This is a genomic window from Kitasatospora sp. NPDC085464, from assembly GCF_044541955.1.
GTDB lineage: Bacteria > Actinomycetota > Actinomycetes > Streptomycetales > Streptomycetaceae > Kitasatospora.
On record NZ_JBITTM010000004.1, the window covers coordinates 82,814 to 99,813 of the forward strand.

General features: G+C 72.2%; 17 protein-coding genes and 1 pseudogene. 7 read left to right on the plus strand and 11 right to left on the minus strand.

The window, feature by feature from the left end; genetic code table 11:
- The first annotated feature begins 165 nt into the window (after positions 1-165).
- A complete protein-coding gene (locus ACIGG8_RS04855) occupies positions 166-339 on the plus strand; it encodes a hypothetical protein (RefSeq protein ID WP_396545847.1) in 174 nt (57 codons plus the stop codon).
- 290 nt (positions 340-629) lie between these two features.
- On the opposite strand, the gene ACIGG8_RS04860 is transcribed toward ACIGG8_RS04855, so the two are convergent.
- The 3 genes from ACIGG8_RS04860 to ACIGG8_RS04870 are packed head-to-tail and all read right to left on the minus strand — an operon-like array spanning position 630 to position 3,319.
- Positions 630-1,895: a multidrug effflux MFS transporter gene (locus tag ACIGG8_RS04860; RefSeq protein ID WP_396545848.1), complete on the minus strand. Its 1,266-nt coding sequence runs from the start codon at positions 1,893-1,895 to the stop codon at positions 630-632.
- A gap of 3 nt (positions 1,896-1,898) precedes the next feature.
- Positions 1,899-2,543 carry an NAD(P)-dependent oxidoreductase gene (locus ACIGG8_RS04865; RefSeq protein ID WP_396545849.1) on the minus strand — a complete coding sequence of 215 codons (645 nt, stop codon included), beginning with the start codon at positions 2,541-2,543 and terminating at the stop codon, positions 1,899-1,901.
- Positions 2,544-2,566: 23 nt separating this feature from the next.
- Positions 2,567-3,319, minus strand: a complete 753-nt coding sequence (locus tag ACIGG8_RS04870) for an MBL fold metallo-hydrolase (RefSeq protein WP_350523168.1) — start codon at positions 3,317-3,319, stop codon at positions 2,567-2,569.
- Positions 3,320-3,400: 81 nt separating this feature from the next.
- On the opposite strand from ACIGG8_RS04870, the gene ACIGG8_RS04875 reads away from it, so the two are divergent.
- A complete protein-coding gene (locus ACIGG8_RS04875) occupies positions 3,401-4,030 on the plus strand; it encodes a helix-turn-helix domain-containing protein (RefSeq protein ID WP_360189592.1) in 630 nt (209 codons plus the stop codon).
- 48 nt (positions 4,031-4,078) lie between these two features.
- Here the strand turns inward: ACIGG8_RS04875 and ACIGG8_RS04880 are convergent, their stop codons facing one another.
- The 4 genes and pseudogenes from ACIGG8_RS04880 to ACIGG8_RS04895 all read right to left on the minus strand — a co-directional run.
- A complete protein-coding gene (locus ACIGG8_RS04880; RefSeq protein WP_396545850.1) occupies positions 4,079-4,288 on the minus strand; it encodes a hypothetical protein in 210 nt (69 codons plus the stop codon).
- Between the two features lie 104 nt (positions 4,289-4,392).
- The gene (locus ACIGG8_RS04885; protein ID WP_396545851.1) at positions 4,393-4,887 is read right to left on the minus strand and encodes a hypothetical protein; all 495 of its coding nucleotides are present in this window, start codon (positions 4,885-4,887) and stop codon (positions 4,393-4,395) included.
- On the minus strand, positions 4,884-6,290 hold the full coding sequence (locus ACIGG8_RS04890; RefSeq protein WP_396545852.1) for a hypothetical protein: 1,407 nt from the start codon (positions 6,288-6,290) through the stop codon (positions 4,884-4,886). Before ACIGG8_RS04890 ends, ACIGG8_RS04885 begins: the two co-directional genes overlap by 4 nt.
- A 91-nt stretch (positions 6,291-6,381) precedes the next feature.
- Positions 6,382-6,984, minus strand: a pseudogene (locus ACIGG8_RS04895) (Crp/Fnr family transcriptional regulator); the annotation flags it as partial.
- Positions 6,985-7,447: 463 nt separating this feature from the next.
- On the opposite strand from ACIGG8_RS04895, the gene ACIGG8_RS04900 reads away from it, so the two are divergent.
- The 5 genes from ACIGG8_RS04900 to ACIGG8_RS04920 all read left to right on the plus strand — a co-directional run bounded on the left by ACIGG8_RS04900 (position 7,448) and on the right by ACIGG8_RS04920 (position 12,081).
- Complete coding sequence (locus tag ACIGG8_RS04900) at positions 7,448-9,082, plus strand: ATP-binding protein (protein ID WP_396545853.1); 1,635 nt, start codon at positions 7,448-7,450, stop codon at positions 9,080-9,082.
- A gap of 17 nt (positions 9,083-9,099) precedes the next feature.
- Positions 9,100-9,486 carry a roadblock/LC7 domain-containing protein gene (locus ACIGG8_RS04905; RefSeq protein ID WP_396545994.1) on the plus strand — a complete coding sequence of 129 codons (387 nt, stop codon included), beginning with the start codon at positions 9,100-9,102 and terminating at the stop codon, positions 9,484-9,486.
- A 63-nt stretch (positions 9,487-9,549) separates the two neighbouring features.
- On the plus strand, positions 9,550-9,909 hold the full coding sequence (locus ACIGG8_RS04910) for a DUF742 domain-containing protein (protein WP_350523174.1): 360 nt from the start codon (positions 9,550-9,552) through the stop codon (positions 9,907-9,909).
- On the plus strand, positions 9,890-10,507 hold the full coding sequence (locus ACIGG8_RS04915; protein WP_350523175.1) for an ATP/GTP-binding protein: 618 nt from the start codon (positions 9,890-9,892) through the stop codon (positions 10,505-10,507). The genes ACIGG8_RS04910 and ACIGG8_RS04915 overlap by 20 nt, the downstream gene beginning before the upstream one ends.
- Before the next feature lie 35 nt (positions 10,508-10,542).
- Positions 10,543-12,081: a cytochrome P450 gene (locus ACIGG8_RS04920; RefSeq protein ID WP_396545854.1), complete on the plus strand. Its 1,539-nt coding sequence runs from the start codon at positions 10,543-10,545 to the stop codon at positions 12,079-12,081.
- A gap of 71 nt (positions 12,082-12,152) precedes the next feature.
- Here ACIGG8_RS04920 and ACIGG8_RS04925 read toward each other — a convergent pair whose 3' ends face one another.
- The 4 genes from ACIGG8_RS04925 to ACIGG8_RS04940 form a co-directional block, all read right to left on the minus strand.
- Positions 12,153-13,787: a purple acid phosphatase family protein gene (locus ACIGG8_RS04925; protein ID WP_396545855.1), complete on the minus strand. Its 1,635-nt coding sequence runs from the start codon at positions 13,785-13,787 to the stop codon at positions 12,153-12,155.
- Between the two features lie 200 nt (positions 13,788-13,987).
- The gene (locus ACIGG8_RS04930; protein ID WP_396545995.1) at positions 13,988-14,815 is read right to left on the minus strand and encodes an SAM-dependent methyltransferase; all 828 of its coding nucleotides are present in this window, start codon (positions 14,813-14,815) and stop codon (positions 13,988-13,990) included.
- A gap of 188 nt (positions 14,816-15,003) precedes the next feature.
- Positions 15,004-16,356, minus strand: a complete 1,353-nt coding sequence (locus tag ACIGG8_RS04935) for an MFS transporter (RefSeq protein WP_396545856.1) — start codon at positions 16,354-16,356, stop codon at positions 15,004-15,006.
- A gap of 142 nt (positions 16,357-16,498) precedes the next feature.
- The gene (locus tag ACIGG8_RS04940) at positions 16,499-16,852 is read right to left on the minus strand and encodes a 5-carboxymethyl-2-hydroxymuconate Delta-isomerase (protein WP_396545857.1); all 354 of its coding nucleotides are present in this window, start codon (positions 16,850-16,852) and stop codon (positions 16,499-16,501) included.
- Positions 16,853-17,000 lie beyond the last annotated feature (148 nt).

Genomic DNA, 17,000 nt, shown 5'->3' on the forward strand with positions numbered 1-17,000 from the left:
CCGCCGGCGAGGGCATGCAGCACCACCTCCTCAAGCTCGACCTGGCCCACCACGCCCGCGCGGCCGGCTGGAACGCCGAGTCCGAGGTCCCCTCACCCGACGGCTCCTGGCGAGCGGACGTGCTGGCCACCTCCCCGGACGGCAAGCGCCGCCCTGGAAGCCCAGATGGCAGCCGTCGCCATCACCGGCATCGAGGCGCGCACCGCCCGCTACCGGGCGGACGGGATCGAAGTGTGCTGGTTCACCGACCGCAACACCGTGCCCTGGCTGGACGCCGTGCCCTGCGTCCAGGCCCTGTCCTCCCGAAGCTACGGCGAAGTGACAAGTAGCGCTCTGTAACTGAGGTGACGTTCGGTCATGCCTTGCGGCCCGATTGTCCCGGGATTTCCTCATCAAAGGGTGTTGCGAGGTTCTTGAAGAGGCGGGTTTTTTGAAGGAGTTGTTGAGGGTCCTGGGGGCTCGTTTCCGTTGAACGACATCTGATCTTCAGCGCAGACGACACCGTTTCTTCAGTAGTGTCAGTCCGAATGCCGGTGGTGTTCTATCCACCGCGCGTCAAACTTCGGCCTGGCGGAGGGTGTGCCAGGCAGGCGCGGTTCGCGACGGTTGGGCCACCGACCCTTCAGCTGCTAGTGGACCTTGCCGCGTCTGCGATCGATGTGCCGGCGCGGTCGCCGGTGCCCGGCAGGTCCTTGGCGAGCCGGCCTGCGAGTGCGCTCACCGGGCACCGACCGGGTGAGGACGCCGAGTGTGAGCAGAGCGAGCGCCGGCAGCACGGCGACGATGATTCCCATCGGCAAGGCGTCGGTGGCGCCACCCGCGCCGGCCAGCGGAGCAAGTGCCCCGCCGAACATGAACTGGCTGAAGCCGAGCAGAGCGGCGGCCGACCCGGCGTGTCCGCCGTGGTCGGCCAGGGCCTGGGCCGCGGCGTTCGGCATGACGAGGCCCACGCTGGAGACCAGGACGAACAGGCCGATCAGGAGCGCGGGCAGGGGTGCCCGTGTCAGCACCGCGCCCAGGACCGTGGTGCCACCGGCTGTGGCGCCCAGCAGACCGGCGAGCAGCAGCACGCGGGCGCCGGCCCGGGCCACCAGCCGGCCGCTGATCTGGGCGGCCGCAATGAGTCCGGCGGCGTTGACGGCGAACACGGCGCTGTACTGCTGCGGTGACAGGCCGTGGATTTCCTGCAGGACGAACGGCGAGCCGGAGATGTAGGCGAACATCGCCGCGAAGACCAGGCCGTTGGCCAGGACGTACCCGGTGAAGACCCGGTCGCTGAGCAGCTGCCCGACGACAGCCGGCAGCGGCTGGCGTGACGCGGAGGACCGGGTCTCCGGCAGTCCTGTGGCGGAGGCCGCCAGCATCACGGCGCCGAGTACGGCCAGGCCCACGAAGATCCCCGGCCAGGCCGTGACGCGCAGTAGCTGGCCGCCGAGGACCGGCGCGAACACCGGCGCCAGGCCGGTGATCAAGGTCAGTGCGGAGAAGAGACGTGCGGTGCGGGTTCCGGAGGTGCGGTCGCGGACCATGGCGTTGGCGATGACGATGCCGAACGCCCCGCCGATGCCCTGGACCAGGCGTAGGCCGACGAAGGTCCGGACGTCGGGCGCCACCGCGCAGAGCGCGCTGGCGATCGTGTAGAGGGCGAGGCCCGCCAGCAACGGACGCCGCCGGCCGTAGGTGTCGCTCAGCGGCCCGGCGATCAGCTGCCCGATGGCCAGCCCGGCCAGGCAGGCGGTGATGGTGAGCTGGGTGGCCGCGGCGCTGGCGCGCAGGTCGCCGGCGAGGTCCGGCAGTCCGGGCAGGTAGCCGTCGATGGACAGTGGTCCCAGGGCCACGAGCGCTGCGAGCAGGACGATGAATCGGGTTTGCCGGCCGGCGGCGTCGTTGCTCATGGCTCAGTACGCCACGGTGATGCGGCGGCGGATCGCGGTGCCGCTCTCGATCGTGTCGGCCAAGGCGATCGCGTAGTCGGCGTACGAGATGCGGCTGTTGCCGTCGTCGTCGGTGAGCAGGGTGTCCCCGGCGCTGCGGTAGGCCCCGGTCCGCTCGCCCGCTCCGATGACTGCGGCGGGCGACACGTACGTCCAGTCGAGGTCGTGCACGCCGCGGTAGAGGTCGAGCGCTTCGGACTGGGCCTCGGCGTTGGCCTTCCACAGCGCGGGGAAGTCCGGGTCGTCCATGACCCGGGCGCCGGTCGGCGTGCGTAGGCTACCGGCACCGCCGATGGTGACCAGGCGGGTGACACCGGCTCGGCGGAGTCCGTCGATCAGCGCACGGGCGGCACCGAGGATCGTGGCGCGGTCGTTCTCCTGGCCGATCCGGGGGCCGACGGCCGACAGTACGGCGTCGTGGGAGGCGGCGAGGCCGGCGACCGCGGCGGCGTCTGTGACGTCACCGGTGGTCACGGTCAGGGCCTTGTGCGTGAGTCCGTCGATGTGGCCGGCTCGGGTGACCGCGGTGACGGTGTGGCCGCGACGCAGTAGTTCCTCGGTGGTGGGCCGGCCGATGTTGCCGCTGGCACCGAACAGGACGATCTTCATGTGTTGCTCCTTGTTTCTGATGGTCAGAGGACGGGCTGGCCGTCGGCGATGATGGCCGCGGTGATGCCGCGCTCGTCGGCGGCGTGCTGGAAGCGCTGCTCGATGTCGGGTTGTTCGGTGTAGAACGGCGGGTTGTGGAACAGGCCGTAGTGCATGGCGCAGACGGTGCCGGCGCCGAGTGCGACGGCGGCCTCGACGCCCTGCTCGGGGGTCATGGTCGCCGGGACGTTGGCCGCGTAGCCCTCGAAGTGGGCGATGACGCCGTTGACCGGGACGAACGCGACGTCGAACGGGCCGTGGTCGCGGGCGATCTGCCACCAGCTGCCGTGCCACTGGGTGTCGCCGCAGTGGATGACCCGCCGACCGGCGCCTTCGACGACCCAGGCGACCTGGTCACAGTCGTTGCCGCGCCAGTCCAGCGAGGTCACCGGGGTGACGGTCAGCTCTCCGATGCGGCGTGACTGGCCCAGGTCCTGGGCGACGGGGGTGATGCCCACCTCGTGCAGCGCCGCCGCGCTCGGGGTGTGGCAGCCGATCGTGCCGGTGGCCGCGATCCGGGCGATCAGGTCGTGGTCGTAGTGGTCGGGGTGCAGGTGGGTGATGAGGGCGTGGGTGCCGGGCGGGGTATCGACCGGGTCGACCGGCCGGTGCGGCGGCCCCATCACCGGCGCCAGCGGAGCGACGTTCTCGAGCGGGTCGATCAGCAGGCGGGTGTCGCCGAGACGGATCTCGACGCCGGCCCAGGCCAGCCGACGCACGGAAAGGGTGGAGGTCATGGGCAGCGACGCTAGACGGACGTTGTTGAGAAAGTCAACAAGAGAGTTTTGGATCTCAACACCACGATGTAGGATGGTGGCATGCGCACCTACGGGCAGTACTGCGGCATCGCGAAAGCACTGGACACCATCGGCGACCGATGGACCCTGCTGATCGTCCGTGAACTGCTCGCCCTGGGTCCTTGCCGGCACACCGACCTGCGCAACGGGCTGCCCGGGATCGCCAGCAACCTGCTGGTCGACCGGCTCCGCGAACTCGAGGAAGCCGGCCTGATCCACCGCGAGGCCGCCCCGCCGCCGGTGGCCACCACCCTGTTCTCCCTCACCGAGCGTGGCCGCGCGCTGGAGCCGGTGCTGCAGGAGCTGAGCCGGTGGGGCGTGCCGCTGTTGCGTGAGCCGGGCGGCAACGACACCTTCCGCACCCACTGGCTGGACATGCCCGCCCGGGCACTGACCGACCACCGCCCCGACCAGCCGGCAATCGCCCTGCAACTGCACGCCGACGGCAGCGAGGACCTGGTCATCGAAGTCAAGGACGGCTCGGTGCACACACACGCCGGCCGGGTCGACCACCCCACCGCGTCACTGACCGGACCGCCGCACCTGCTGGCTGCGACTCTGCTCGGCGACCTCGATCTGAGCGCCGCAGTACAGCAAGGCCTGCGGCTCAGCGGCGAACGCGAGGCAGTAATGCGCATCCTGCCCCGCTGATCGACCGGCCGCTCGCGGGCCTGCGATCTCAAGCTCTACCGAGTCTGCTTACCGCTTCAGCAGGTCGATCGCGTCCATCACCGGCCGGTAGGCGGTGTTGTTGCACTTCAGCTCCAGCGCCCCGAGCAGCGGGGAGAGCATCCGCCGCCAGTGCCCCGAGTACGACGAGCGCAGCACCGTGCGCACCCGCGCCCGGTAGCGGGCCTCGTTCGCCGCGGCCTCCGCGGCCAGCGCCTTCAGCGTCGCCTCGCCGGCCACGGGATGGGGCCCACATCACTGACGGGTGGCGGCGGGCGACCCGCGCCAGCCCCGACACCGCCGGCTGAGTCGGCGCGCCGGCCGAGCAGCTGGTGGCGGTGAGGCTACCGGGGCAGCTTGGTGGTGCGTTCCGGGTGGGCGGTGGTGACGTAGCGCATGGCGGTGTCTTCGGTGATGCCGAAGAGCCGCATGAGCTTGAGCGGGTCGCCGGTGGCGAACGCCTCGTCGAGGATGCGGTCCTGGCGGAGCTTGTCGAGGGTGCGCCCCTTGGGCAGGACCAGGTTCAGCTGCATGGTGATCCGGCCGACAGCTGGGTGGTCCGGGTCGAGGGCCGTCTTCTGGGTGACCAGCAGGTGGGGGTTGACGCTGGTGGGCCAGCGCCGGTGGCGGTAGGTGAGCCAGTCGGCGGCCAGGCGGTGGGTGAACTCCTCCAGGTAGAGGGTGTGCCGCCGCATGCCGCGGCGCAGTACGAGGGTGCCGCTCCGGTCCCGCAGGACCAGGGCCCGGTCGCGGCGCCCGGACCAGCGGTGCCACAGGATCTCCTGCCAGGGGGCACGGGTGGCCTGGGTGTAGACGGGCCGGTCGGTGTCGGTGGTCATCGGAGTCCTTCGGAGGTGTGGGCGGGGTAGTGCGGCTGCGGCTCGCCGCGCTTCCAGGCCTCCAGGGCCCAAACAGCGATGTCACGCCCGACGATTTCGGAGCCTCCACCGGCCACCGCGACGAGCAGCCTGAACTCTCCGGTGCGCATCCCCTGAGCGAGCACCGTGAGCAGCGACTCCACGGCGGCCTGCAGCGTCTCGTCCCGGAGGGCCCTGTGACACCATTCGAGCAGCACGAGGCTGGTGCGGCCGTAGCGGCCGTCATCGTTGAGCGCACTGCGGATGAAGGCGATGACGGCATCGGTGAACTCGGTCTCGGTGAGCAGCTGTTGCTGGAACCACGACGGGTCCAGCAGCAGGTGGGGAAAGACGCTCAGCGCGAGCTCGCCGTCACGCCCCGGTCGGCTTGCCCACTCCATCAGGTGGCGAAAGACGGCGACCTGGTTTCCGCCCGCGAAGAGGCTCGTCAGTGCCCACTCGACAGCTCGGGCGACCGTCTGCTCATCGCCTTCCTCCCCGCGATGACAATGCCGGAGCAGTGAGATCGCGAAGGCCGGCCGGGAGGCACCGAAATCCATGCCACAGGCATCGGCCACGGTCGACCGGAGCCGCCAGCCTCCGTTGAGGCTCCAGCTCCTGAGCCGGTACTTCACCTCTCCGGCGAGCACCTCGTTCTGCGCCGCGATGCCCAGCGCGTACGCGGCCGTGCGACGGCTCTGCGCGCGGTCGGACCGAGCCAGTTCGTGGATGTGCCGCAGCGCCCGACGGCCCCCGCTCCAGCCGGCGGCGAGTCCCATCACGCGGCCCACGGGTCGGGCCAGTTCGGGCTCGGTGCCGGGGACGTCGTCCATCCACTCGGTCAGCAGTCCGGACACCTCGCCGTACTGCCGCCACACGTGCCGCAGCACAGTCTCCGCCTGCCGGTGCCGCTTGAAGCGGACAGGCTCCACCGTGAAGGTGTAGCCCTCGGCCTCCCGGACCTCGCTGGGCAGGTACTCGGCCCGAACGGTCTCCAGCAGTTCGTCCAATGACCGCCGGAAGACGAACCGCGGGTTCGGCCGTGGGGTCTCACCGCGCATGCCTTGACCCTGATCGCCGTCCCGGTCCACGGGCCGGAACACCGCATCGAGGCGGCCGTCGGCCAGCTTGAGCAGCCTGTCGGTCTCGTCCCGGACGAGCCGGTGATCAAGCCCCTCGAAGACGCTGGTCACCAGCAGGAACGCCAGTGCGTCCGGGTCCTCTCGAAGCGCGCTCAGGAGGTCGGGGACCTCCGTCTCGGCGAGGAAGCTGAGGCGCTGGCCCAGGTCGGCCAGGTCGGGTTCTTCGTCGCCGGCCCGGCTCACCGTGTCCACGAGTTCGGCGACCTGGGCCGGCACCAGCTCGGGTGCCAGCAGCTCGTCCAACTCCTGCCCCAGGGTGAAGCGTCTCGGCGACGCGACGGAGGGCGGCGGGGTCACCGATGGCGATCGCCTTCCGTCGGACCTCGACCCGTTGGGCGCTGAGCCCCGCGAGCGCCGTGGTGACGGTGTTTCGGGACACGCCGAGGTGCTGGGCCAGTTCGTCGCGGGTCAGGGCGAGTTCGGTCCGCCCCTCCCGGCTCACTCCCCCGGAGACATCGGCGAGCGCGACCAGCGCGGCAGCCAGCCGTGCCGTCACGTCGCCACCGGAGCGCGCCAGGTCCGACTCCCGCAGCCGGCCCATGGCGTAGCGCACCATCACGGGGAACAGGCCCTGCTCGGTGACGAAGCGCAGGAACACTGTCTTGGTGAGCACCGCGACCGTGCAGTCCGATATGGCGTGCACGCTCGCCGAGCGGGCGCCGTCGTCCAACACCGCCACCTCGCCGAGCAGTTCGCCGGGGCCGCGGAACGCCAGCAGCCGGACGTCGCCGTTGCGCTCCCGACGGCAGACCTTGGCGACCCCGGCCAGCAGGGCGAGGACATGGGTGCCCGGCTCGCCCTGCCGCAGCAGGGTGGCGCCGATCGGGTGCCGGCGCTCGAACGCGTCCTCCAGCATGCCCGTCCAGACCCCGTGGCCCATGAGGTGGCACAGGGTCTGGCCCAGCGGGTCCGGGCTTCGGTGTCCGTGGTCGGTCATGCGATGACCCTAGGAGGCGAGGCACTCGACACGCAGACGAATCCGCGCTTCGAGGACGGCATCGAACAGCTCCGGGCCGCGCCGGAGCGCACCACACCGCCGACGACCCCCTCGTCCGGGTGATCAACTGGCGTGACATTGACCGACATCGACGGCCTTTAGCACGAACTCGGCGAACTCCGCGGGGACTTGGGCCGGAAACCCTTCACATGGGCGAATCCGGGCCGGGTTGCCGGTGCGCGGGCGGCAGGGCGAGAAGCCTGGTGCGGGGCGGCGATCCGCCGGGTGTGGGACTGGTGTGCGAGATGTCGGTCATGTCCGGCAAGTTGCCACAAGTCGGTTGAGAGACAGTATTTTTGAGTCTTGGTCAGGATTGTCCTGAACTTGGCTATGCTGCAGCACCACGCCTCCGGAGCCGGTCGCCGTCCGTCCCCGTACTGTTCCGATCGTTTGAGGATGCTGAATGCTTCGACCTGGATCGTCACCCGCCAGACGGCGCCCCGCGCCCCTGCTCGGCTGGCTGCTGCCGACGGCCGTGATGGCGGCCGCCGTCGCGGTCGCCGCGGCGGTGGTGGGCGCCGGGGCCCGGGCCGGGGTGCTGTGGTGCGGGGCGACGGGCACCGTGCTGGTGGCCGTGGTGGCCGCCGAATCGGCCCGCCGGGGGCGTGCGCTGACCGAGCTGAGGGACCGCAGCGCCCGACAGGCGGAGGACCTGCAACGCCGGCTGGCCGGGCAGGAGAACGAGCTCGCGCGGCTGGCCGAGGTCGAGCTGCGCCGGGTCGTCTCCGGGTCCCGGTACGGGTACTCGATGGACATCCTGCTGAAGCCGGTCGAGCAGGGCGACGCGTCCGTCTCGCCGCGGTTCCGCAAGTCCCTGGTGTCCGTGGCGCACGGCATCGCCGTCGCCGTCGACGACGAGGTCAGCCGGCGCGACTCCGCCGAGCGCGCCTTCGTCAACATCGCCCGCCGGGTCCAGGCGATCATCCACCGGCAGGCCAAGGACCTGCGGGAGATGGAGGACCGGCACGGCAACGACCCGGCCGTCTTCGACGACCTGCTGCGCCTGGACCACGGCAACGCGCTGACCGGCCGCCTCGCCGACAGCATCGCCGTCCTGTCCGGCGCCCGCCCCGGCCGCCAGTGGACCCGGCCCATCGCGCTCTACAGCGTGCTGCGCGGCGGCATGTCCCGGATCCTGGAGTACCAGCGGGTGGACCTGCACCCGGTGGCCCAGATCTCGGTCACCGGACCGGCCGTCGAACCGCTGATCCACGCCGTCGCCGAGCTGCTCGACAACGCCACCCGCTACTCCCCGCCGCACACCCACGTGCACCTGAGCGCGTCCGAGGTGCAGAGCGGGATGGCGATCGAGATCGAGGACGGCGGCCTCGGCCTCACCGACGAGGCCCGTGCCCGCGCCGAGCAGGCGATGCGCGAGGCCATGGTCTCCAAGGACTTCGACGACCTCACCGAGTCCCCCCGGCTGGGTTTCGCCATCGTCGGCCGTCTCTGCCAGGCGTACGGCTTCCAGGTGTCGCTGCGCCGCTCCGCGTACGGCGGGGTGCGCGCGGTGCTGGTCGTGCCGCAGGAGCTGCTCACCACCGCTCCCCCGACCGGGCGGGCGCACGGCATCGGCGCCTTCTCCGGCCCGCGCCCGCTCCCGGCGAACCCGCCCCGGCACGCGGCCCCGGCCCGGGCCTGGGGCGCCCCGACCACCTCGGCCGGCGTCGGACCGTCCTACGGCTCGACCAACCCGTGGGGGTCCCCGTCCACCGCGGCGGCGCCCGCCGGGGACGACGAGGTGATCGTGACCGAGCGGACGGCCAACGGGCTCCCGCAGCGCCGCCGCCACCGGCCGGTGCCGCGGACCGGCCCCGCCGGACCGGCGCGCACCGCCGCCCAGCCGGCCGGGCCGACCTCGGGACCGATGGCGGGACCGGCGGCCCGGGCGCCCCGCCCGGCCAAGGAGCCGAAGCAGCCGGGCCTGTGGCTGGAGGCGTTCATGGACGGCTACAAGGGCACCGGCGGCGACGGCCCGGCCACCGGTCCGACCGGACACACCAGTGAAGAGACTGCAGGGAAGGGCGATTGGCAGTGATTCCGCACCGGAGCAACATGGACTGGATCCTCAACGACCTCGCGGACAGTGTCCCGTACGTACGCCACATCATCGTGCTGTCCGCCGACGGGCTGCGGATCGCCCAGTACGGCGCCGACCCGGACACCGCCGACCGCCTCGCCGCCGCCTGCGCCGGGCTGCAGAGCCTGGCCGCCGCCGTCGGGCACGAGTTCCCGCACGGCGACGGCTCGATGCGGCTGGTGGTGATCGAGGTCGACGGCGGCTACTTCTACCTGATGGCCGCCGGCGACCGCGCCTACCTCGCGGTGCTCGCCGACGAGGGCGTGGACGCCGGGCTGGTGAGCCACCAGATGCGCGACCTGGTGGCCCGGATCGGCGAGCACCTGTCCACGCCGCCGCGCAACCCCGAGGTGGTCGCGTGAACCGGCCCCCGGACCGGCCCGGCGGCGGGACGGCCGCATGAACGAGCACAGTGAGGCGCTTGCATGACGGCAGACCAGGGCGGCTGGGACGGCCCCGAGCCCGACCGCCTGTACGTGATCACCCGCGGCCGCAGCGGTCCGTCCGGGCCGGGCGTCTTCGACCTGGTCACCCTGATCGTCTCCCGCGGGGAGCCGACGCCCGCCCTGCAGCCCGAGCACGCGGCCATCCTGCGGCTGTGCCGCTCCCCGCTCTCGGTGGCGGAGGTCTCCGCCTACCTGGAGCTGCCCACGAGCGTGGTCATCGTCCTGCTGGCGGACCTGCTCGACGACGAACTGATCGAGGCCCGCGCCGCCGTACCGGCGGCGGAACTTCCCGACCGGGCCCTGTTGGAGGCGGTGATCCATGGACTTCAGCGGCTCTGACACGGTGGTGGGGCCGGCCGGCGCGGACCTGCTGCCGGACAGCGTCAGCACGGCGGTCAAGGTGGTGATCGTGGGCGGCTTCGGCGTCGGCAAGACGACGCTGGTCGGCTCCGTCAGCGAGATCCGCCCGCTGACCACCGAGGAGACCATGACGCAGGCCGGGGTCGGCGTGGACGACCCCACCGGGGTCGAGGCCAAGACCTCCACCACCGTGGCCATGGACTTCGGCCGGATCAGCATCAGCGACCGGCTCGTGCTGTACGTCTTCGGCACCCCCGGACAGGAGCGGTTCTGGTTCCTCTGGAACGGCCTGTTCGAGGGCGCCCTGGGCGCGGTGGTCCTGGTGGACACCCGCCGGCTGGAGGTCAGTTTCGAGGTGATCGGACGGCTGGAGGAGCGCGGCGTGCCCTTCGTGGTGGCCGTCAACGGCTTCCCGGAGGCACCGAGCTTCCCCCTGGAGGAGCTGCGCGGGGCGCTCGACCTGCCGACCGAGGTGCCGATCGTCGCCTGTGACGCGCGCAGCCGCCAGTCCAGCCGGGACACCCTGATGACGCTGATGCACTACCTGTACGAGCTGGCCGCGCCGCCCGTCCGCTGACGCCGCCTCGACCGACCCCCGTGACCGGAGATCCTGTGACCACCCCGCTCCCCGAAGACGCCGTCCCCACCCCGCCGCCCGGTTGCCCGGCGCACGACCGCGCCACCGCGCCGGCCGCGACGACCGGCCCCTCCGGACCCACCGCCTCCCCCGGGGCCCCCGGCCCGATCGGGACGCCCGGCCCGATCGGCCCCGGCGGCCTGCGGCGCCTCTACGGACCGGAGGCCGAGGCCGACCCGGCGGGCCTCTACGAGAAGCTGCGCGCCGAGTACGGCGAGGTCGCCCCGGTGCTGCTGCACGGCGACCACCGGGCCTGGCTGGTCCTCAGCCACGGCGCCAACATCACCGCGATGCGCACCCCGTCGCTCTTCTCCCGCGACTCGCGCCTGTGGACGGCGATGCGCTCCGGCGAACTCCCGATGGACTCCCCGCTGCTACCGGTGATCGCCTGGCAGCCGATCTGCGTGTTCGCGGACGGCGAGGAGCACCGCCGACTGCGCGGCGCCGTCCTGGACGGCCTGAACCGCTTCGACCGGCGCGGGATCCGCCGCCACGTACGGCGGTTCACCACCGACCTGGTCCAGGTCGTCGGGCCGACCGGCCGGGCCGAGCTGATCACCCAGTTCGCCGAGCACCTGCCGATGCTGGTGATGACCAAGCTGCTCGGCATGCCCGACGAGTACGGGCCGCAACTGGTCGACGCCGCACGGGACCTGATGAAGGGCACCGAGACGGCCATCGCCAGCAACGAGTACGTGGTGGCCGGCCTGCGCCGGACCATCGCGATCAAGCGCGAGGCCCCCGGCGACGACCTGACCAGCCGTCTGCTGGAGCACCCGGCCGGGCTGACCGAGGACGAGGTGATGGAGCACCTGCGGGTGGTGCTGCTCGCCGCCAACGAGACCACCGTCAACCTGATCGCCGACTCGCTGAAGATGGTCCTCACCGACCCGCGCTTCCGCGCCCACCTCTCCGGCGGCCAGATGACCCTGGGCGAGGCGCTGGACCAGGTGCTGTGGGACTCCCCGCCGATGTCCCTGGTGGCCGGCCGCTGGGCCACCGCCGACACCGAGCTGGGCGGGCAGCAGATCAAGGCCGGGGACCTGCTGCTGCTCGGGCTCGCCGCCGGGAACGTCGACCCGGTGGTCCGCCCGGACCTGGCCACCCCGCTGTACGGCAACCGCTCGCACCTGTCCTTCGGCGCGGGGCCGCACGAGTGCCCCGGCCAGGACATCGGACGGCACGTCGCCGAGGCCGGCATCGACATCCTGCTCACCCTGCTCCCGGACCTCCGGCTCGCCGTCGAGGAGGAGGACCTGACCTGGACCTCGGCCTGGATCTCCCGCCATCTGACCGCGCTGCCGGTGGAGTTCACCCCGCGCGACATCGAGCCGGACCCGGAGTCGGTCGCCGAGGCCGAGCGGGCGGCGGCCGAGCGGGCCGAGCTGGCGCAGCTGGCGGCCGAGGCGGAGCGGGCGGCGCAGGGCGCGGGGAGGGCGGGGGCCGCGGCCCCCGCCCTCCCCGCTCAGCGGCGCAGCTGGTGGGACGTGCTGACCGGCATCTTCCGCCGCTGAGGGAGGGGACCCGCGGGGTGAGGGCCGGGGGCGGGTGCGTCCCCGCCCCCGGCCCTGCCCCAGCCCCGGTCTCAGCCGTCGCGACCGTCCGTCCGGCGCCGGTACAGCGTGAAGGTGTCCACCGGCGTGAGGTCGCCGTGCGGCCCGTCGAAGGTGTAGTAGGTGACCTTCATGGTGGTGGTGCCGCCGCGCCGGTCACCGGGGTCGACCTCGAAGGCCGCGAAGCCGTGGGCGTGTTCGCGGTCCTGGACGGCGGCCCACGGCGCGTCCTCGGTGAGCCAGACCGATTCCCGGTACGGCGCGCCCGGCTTGGGGGCCTCCAGTCCGATGACCACCCGGCCCTTGGGCTGCTCGAAGAGGTCGTCCTGGGTGGTGGCCGCGTTGCCGCCGGCGCCGATGATCATGTGGACGGTTCCCCGCCCGGTGTCGATCATGTCCGTGCGGGTGTCGGTCGGCACCGGGGTGCGGGTGTCGTTGGGCAGGGTGCCGCGGACGGGGTGGGAGCGCTCGTAGTAGTGCTCGTGGCCGCACACCACCAGGTCGACCCCGTAGGCGTCGAACAGCTTGCCCCAGGTCTCGCGGATGCCGAGGTCGCTGCCGGCGCCGTGCATCGAGCTGGAGATCATCGGGTGGTGCATGCAGACCACGATCCAGTCGATCGCCCGGTTGCTCCGAGTCGCCCGCAACTCTCGCTCCAGCCAGCGCTGTTGGGCACCGCCGGAGTAGCCGCGCAGATAGATGTCGCCGGAGTTCTGGATGGCCACGTCGTCGTTGGCGAGGCTGATGAAGCGCACCGAGCCGACGGTGAAGGCGTACCACATGCCCCGGGTCTCCTCGTCGGAGGAGGCCGTGGAGTCGGGGAGGGAGAAGTAGGCCTGGTAGCCGAGCGCGCCGATCGGTCCGTTGCCGCCCTCGTTCTCGTGGTTGCCGACGCAGGGCATCCAGGGGCGCAGCCGGGTGGAGCGGCTGTTGCTGATGAACCAGTCGGCCCAGGTCGCGGTGCGGCTCTGGCCGTGGCGGCCGGCGTAGGAGGAGTAGCAGAGGTCGCCGTTGATCAGGTTGAACAGCGGCCCGATGCGTTCGACGGCGGCGACGATGTCCGCGGAGGCCGCGGTGCCGACCTGGCTGCTCATGAACACCGGGTACTTGCCGAGCGGCGAGGGCATGCCGTCGGGGAACGTGACCAGGCGCCGGAGGTTGGGTGCGGCCTGGTCGCCGAAGCTGGTGAAGGTGAAGGGCGCCCGGCCGCGCGGGGCGGTGGTGAAGGTGCCGGTCTCGGGATTGGCCCCGTCGTGGCCGGCGCTGTACAGGTAGGTGGTGCCCGGGCGCAGGCCGGTGAGGCGCGCGTGGTGGACGTACACCTCGACCTTGTCGATCGAGTCCCGGTAGGTCCGGGTCTCGGCCTGGACGACCCGGCCGAGGCCGCCGTCGGGTGTGCCGTAGCGGACCTGCGGGCGGCGGACGGACTGCGGGGTGAGCCAGGAGACGGTCATCTCCGCACCGGGGTCGTTGCCGAACTGCAGGTGCAGGCCGATGACGCCGGCTGCGCCGCTGCGGTGCGGGGTGGACTGCAGGAGCGGGCTGGTGGGGGCGTCATCGGCCGGTTGGGCGGCCGCGGGTTGCGCGGCCGTCGTCGTGCCTGCTGCCACGAGGGCGGCTCCGGCCGCCGAGGTGCCTTTGAGGATGGACCTGCGTGCAATGGTCATGGGGACTCCGCTTGCCGAGTGGGGGTTCGACAGGCAGTCACTTTAATGACATGTGCACGTAAGGTCGATCGTTTCGGCAAGCTCCCGTTTGACGGTCGTCGAACTGACGGAATATCGGCGGTGGCCGGCCGCGCGGGGCCGGATCTCGACGGGGCGGACCTCGCCCGGCCGGACCTCGACGGGGCCGGACCCCTGGGCGGTCAGACCTTGCGGCCCACTCCCCCGTACACCGGGACCTGCTCGTCGGCCAGCCCCGGAGAGGGGGCGTCACCCAGCTCCGGGTGCCAACGGTTGATCAGCACCACACCGGGGTCGTCCAGTTCGAGGCCCGCGAAGAAGCGCACGACTCCCTCCCGCGGCCGCATGTGGACCTCGATCCCGGCCTCCGCGTAGCGGCGGGTGCCGATCTCGGCGCGGTCGGGCGCGGTGTCGCCGGTGCCCGCGGTCAGCGCGAGGAAACTGCCGGCGGGCAGGGCGTCCAGGAGCTTGCGGACGGGCGGGTGCGCGGCCTCGTCGGTGAGGAAGTGCACGATGTTGATCAGCGTCAGCGCCACCGGCTCGTTCAGGTCCAGGGTGCCGGCCACCGCCGGGTCGGCGAGGAACTTCTCCGGATCGCGCAGATCGCCCTGCACGTAGGCGGTGCGGCCCTCGGGGGTGCTGGTGAGCAGCGCGCGCGAGTGGGCGAGCACGATCGGGTCGTTGTCCACGTACACCACGCGGGAGGACGGATCGACCGACTGGACGATCTCGTGCAGGTTGGGCGCGGTGGGGATGCCGGTGCCGACGTCCAGGAACTGGCGGATGCCGTGCACCTCGGCGAGCCGGCGCACCATCCGGTGCATCACCGCCCGGGCGGCGGTGGCCCCCTCGCGCGCGCCCGGGAGGTCGGCCATGACGCGGTCGCCGACCTCGCGGTCCGCCGGGAAGTTCGTCTTGCCGCCGAGCAGGTAGTCGTAGACCCGGGCGGAGTGCGCCCGGTCGGTGCGCAGGTCGACCTGCGGCGGCTCCTCGAACCCGGCCTCGGTCAGCCAGCTCTCGGAAGCGTCGGTGTCGAATCCGCTGTCGTCGAATCCGTCGTCGCCGAATCCGCTGCTGTCGGATCCGCTGCTCCCGGCTGCACTGTCCGGTTCGTTGGTGTCCGGCCTGTCGGTACCCACGCTCGCCCTCCCCGTTCGGCGTATGTCCGGACCACTCAACCACAGGCGATGATCGTCCGTCAGGTGGATGCCGGTGAACGGCGGGACACGGCCGCGGTGTCCCGGACGGCGGCCGCGAAGGAGGGCACCTTCATCGCCGTCAGAAGCCCCAGGGCCGGGCCGATCGTGCACACCGTGACGTACCAGGGGATCACGCCGAGCAGGTGCCGGTCGCCCAGCCATGCGGCGAGCAGCGGGAAGGTGCCGCCGAACGCGGCGATGGTGGCCGCGTTGACCACGCCGAGGCCGACCGCCCGCACCTCGGTCGGGAACAGCAGCCCGGTGAACACGTTGAGCGTGCCGAGCACCGTCGCCACCAGCATCCCCAGCACCACGGCGACGACCTGGAACGGTAGCCAGCCCCCGCGCAGCCCGGCGAGCAGCAGCCCGACCAGCGGGATCGGCAGGCCGAACCCGATCCGGGCGACCGGCAGCAGGCCGAAGCGGTCGGCGGCGGCGCCGGTGAGCAGCATCGTGACCAGCACGACAGCGAGCACCACGGTCATGAACGAGGCCGCCGACTCCTTGTCGATCACGTGGTACGCGGCGGCGTACTGCGGGAGGTAGACCAGGGCGAAGTAGTAACCGACCGTCCCGCCCAGGGTGTTGAGGAAGACGGTGAGCGCCGCCCACCGGTGCTCACGGAGCATCCGCAGGAACGGCGGGCGGCCGCCGGCGGCGGCGCGCTCCCGGGCCCGGTGGAACTCCGCGCTCTCCGGCGCCTGCCGCCGCACCCAGACCGCGGCCAGCCCGAGCAGCGCGGCGACCACGAATCCCCAGCGCCAACCGCCGTTCTCCAGGCCGGACTTGCCGACGGTGTGGATCAGCAGTGTGAGCACCCCGAAGGAGAGCAGCGAGCCGAGGATGACGCCGCCGTACGACACCGAGCTGAACGCGAACCGGTGCCGCGGCGGGGCCGTCTCGGTCACGTACGCGGCCACGCTCGGCGCCTCCCCGCCGAAGGCGAGCCCCTGCACCACCCGTGCGACCACCGCCAGCACCGCCGCCCAGACCCCGATCGCGTGCCGGCCCGGCACCGCCGCGATGCCCAGGCTCGCCACGGCGATCACCGCCATGCCCAGGCTCAGCGCGGAACGCCGCCCCCGGGAGTCACTGAGCCGCCCGATCAGGTAGGAGCCGACCGGCCGGGCCACGAACCCCACCGCGAAGGTGACGTACGCGCCGAGCACACCGCCGACCCCGTGCTTGCCGTGCCCGAAGAGGTCCGCCGCGAAGTACGGCGCGAGCACGGCGTAGATGTTCCAGTCGAAGGACTCGACCACCGACCCCACCGTCGCCGCGGCCAACTCCCGCCGGCGTCCGCCGACTTCCGACCGCTCACGGAGCGGGACGGCCGCGCTGCTTTCCGTCATGTCCCCAGCATGGCACCGTTCGGCGGTCGACGGAATCGTGCCCGTCGGTGCGGCGCTGCACCGCGCCGCACCGACGGTGACGGACGCGGGCGCGGGCGAGCACGCGGGTGCGGGTGCGGGTGCGGGTGCAGGTGCGCAGCGGTCAGTGCGCGCCGGGGTGGTGGACGAAGCGGTAGGTGTCGCGGTCGAGTTCGGTGACCTGGACGCCGAGGGCGGCGGGCCGGGTGATCCGGGAGCGGAGGATCGTGAGGATCCGGTCCGTCAGTTCGGCGCGCTGCTCCGCGGTGCGGCCGGCCAGGATCTTGACCTCGACCAGGACCGCGGCCTCCCCGGTCGTGCCGTCGCCGACGCGGTGGTGGTCGGCCGGGCGGAAGAGCGTCTTGCAGTGGTCGACGGTGGTGTCGATGACCTCGGTGATCGCCTTGTGGACCTCGTCGGCGAAGGCCGTCCGGTCGAAGTCGAGTTCGGCCGAGTGGTCGACCAGGATCTGCGGCACGGGAACCTCCGGGGAGTGGGATCAGTTCGGTGCCGACGCTACCGCGTGCCGTCCGCCCGGGGCGAGCCCTCCACCGGAAGGGCCGACGGGCCGACGGGGCGCGACCGGTACGACGGGTACGACGACGGGCGGCACCACCGCGTGGGGT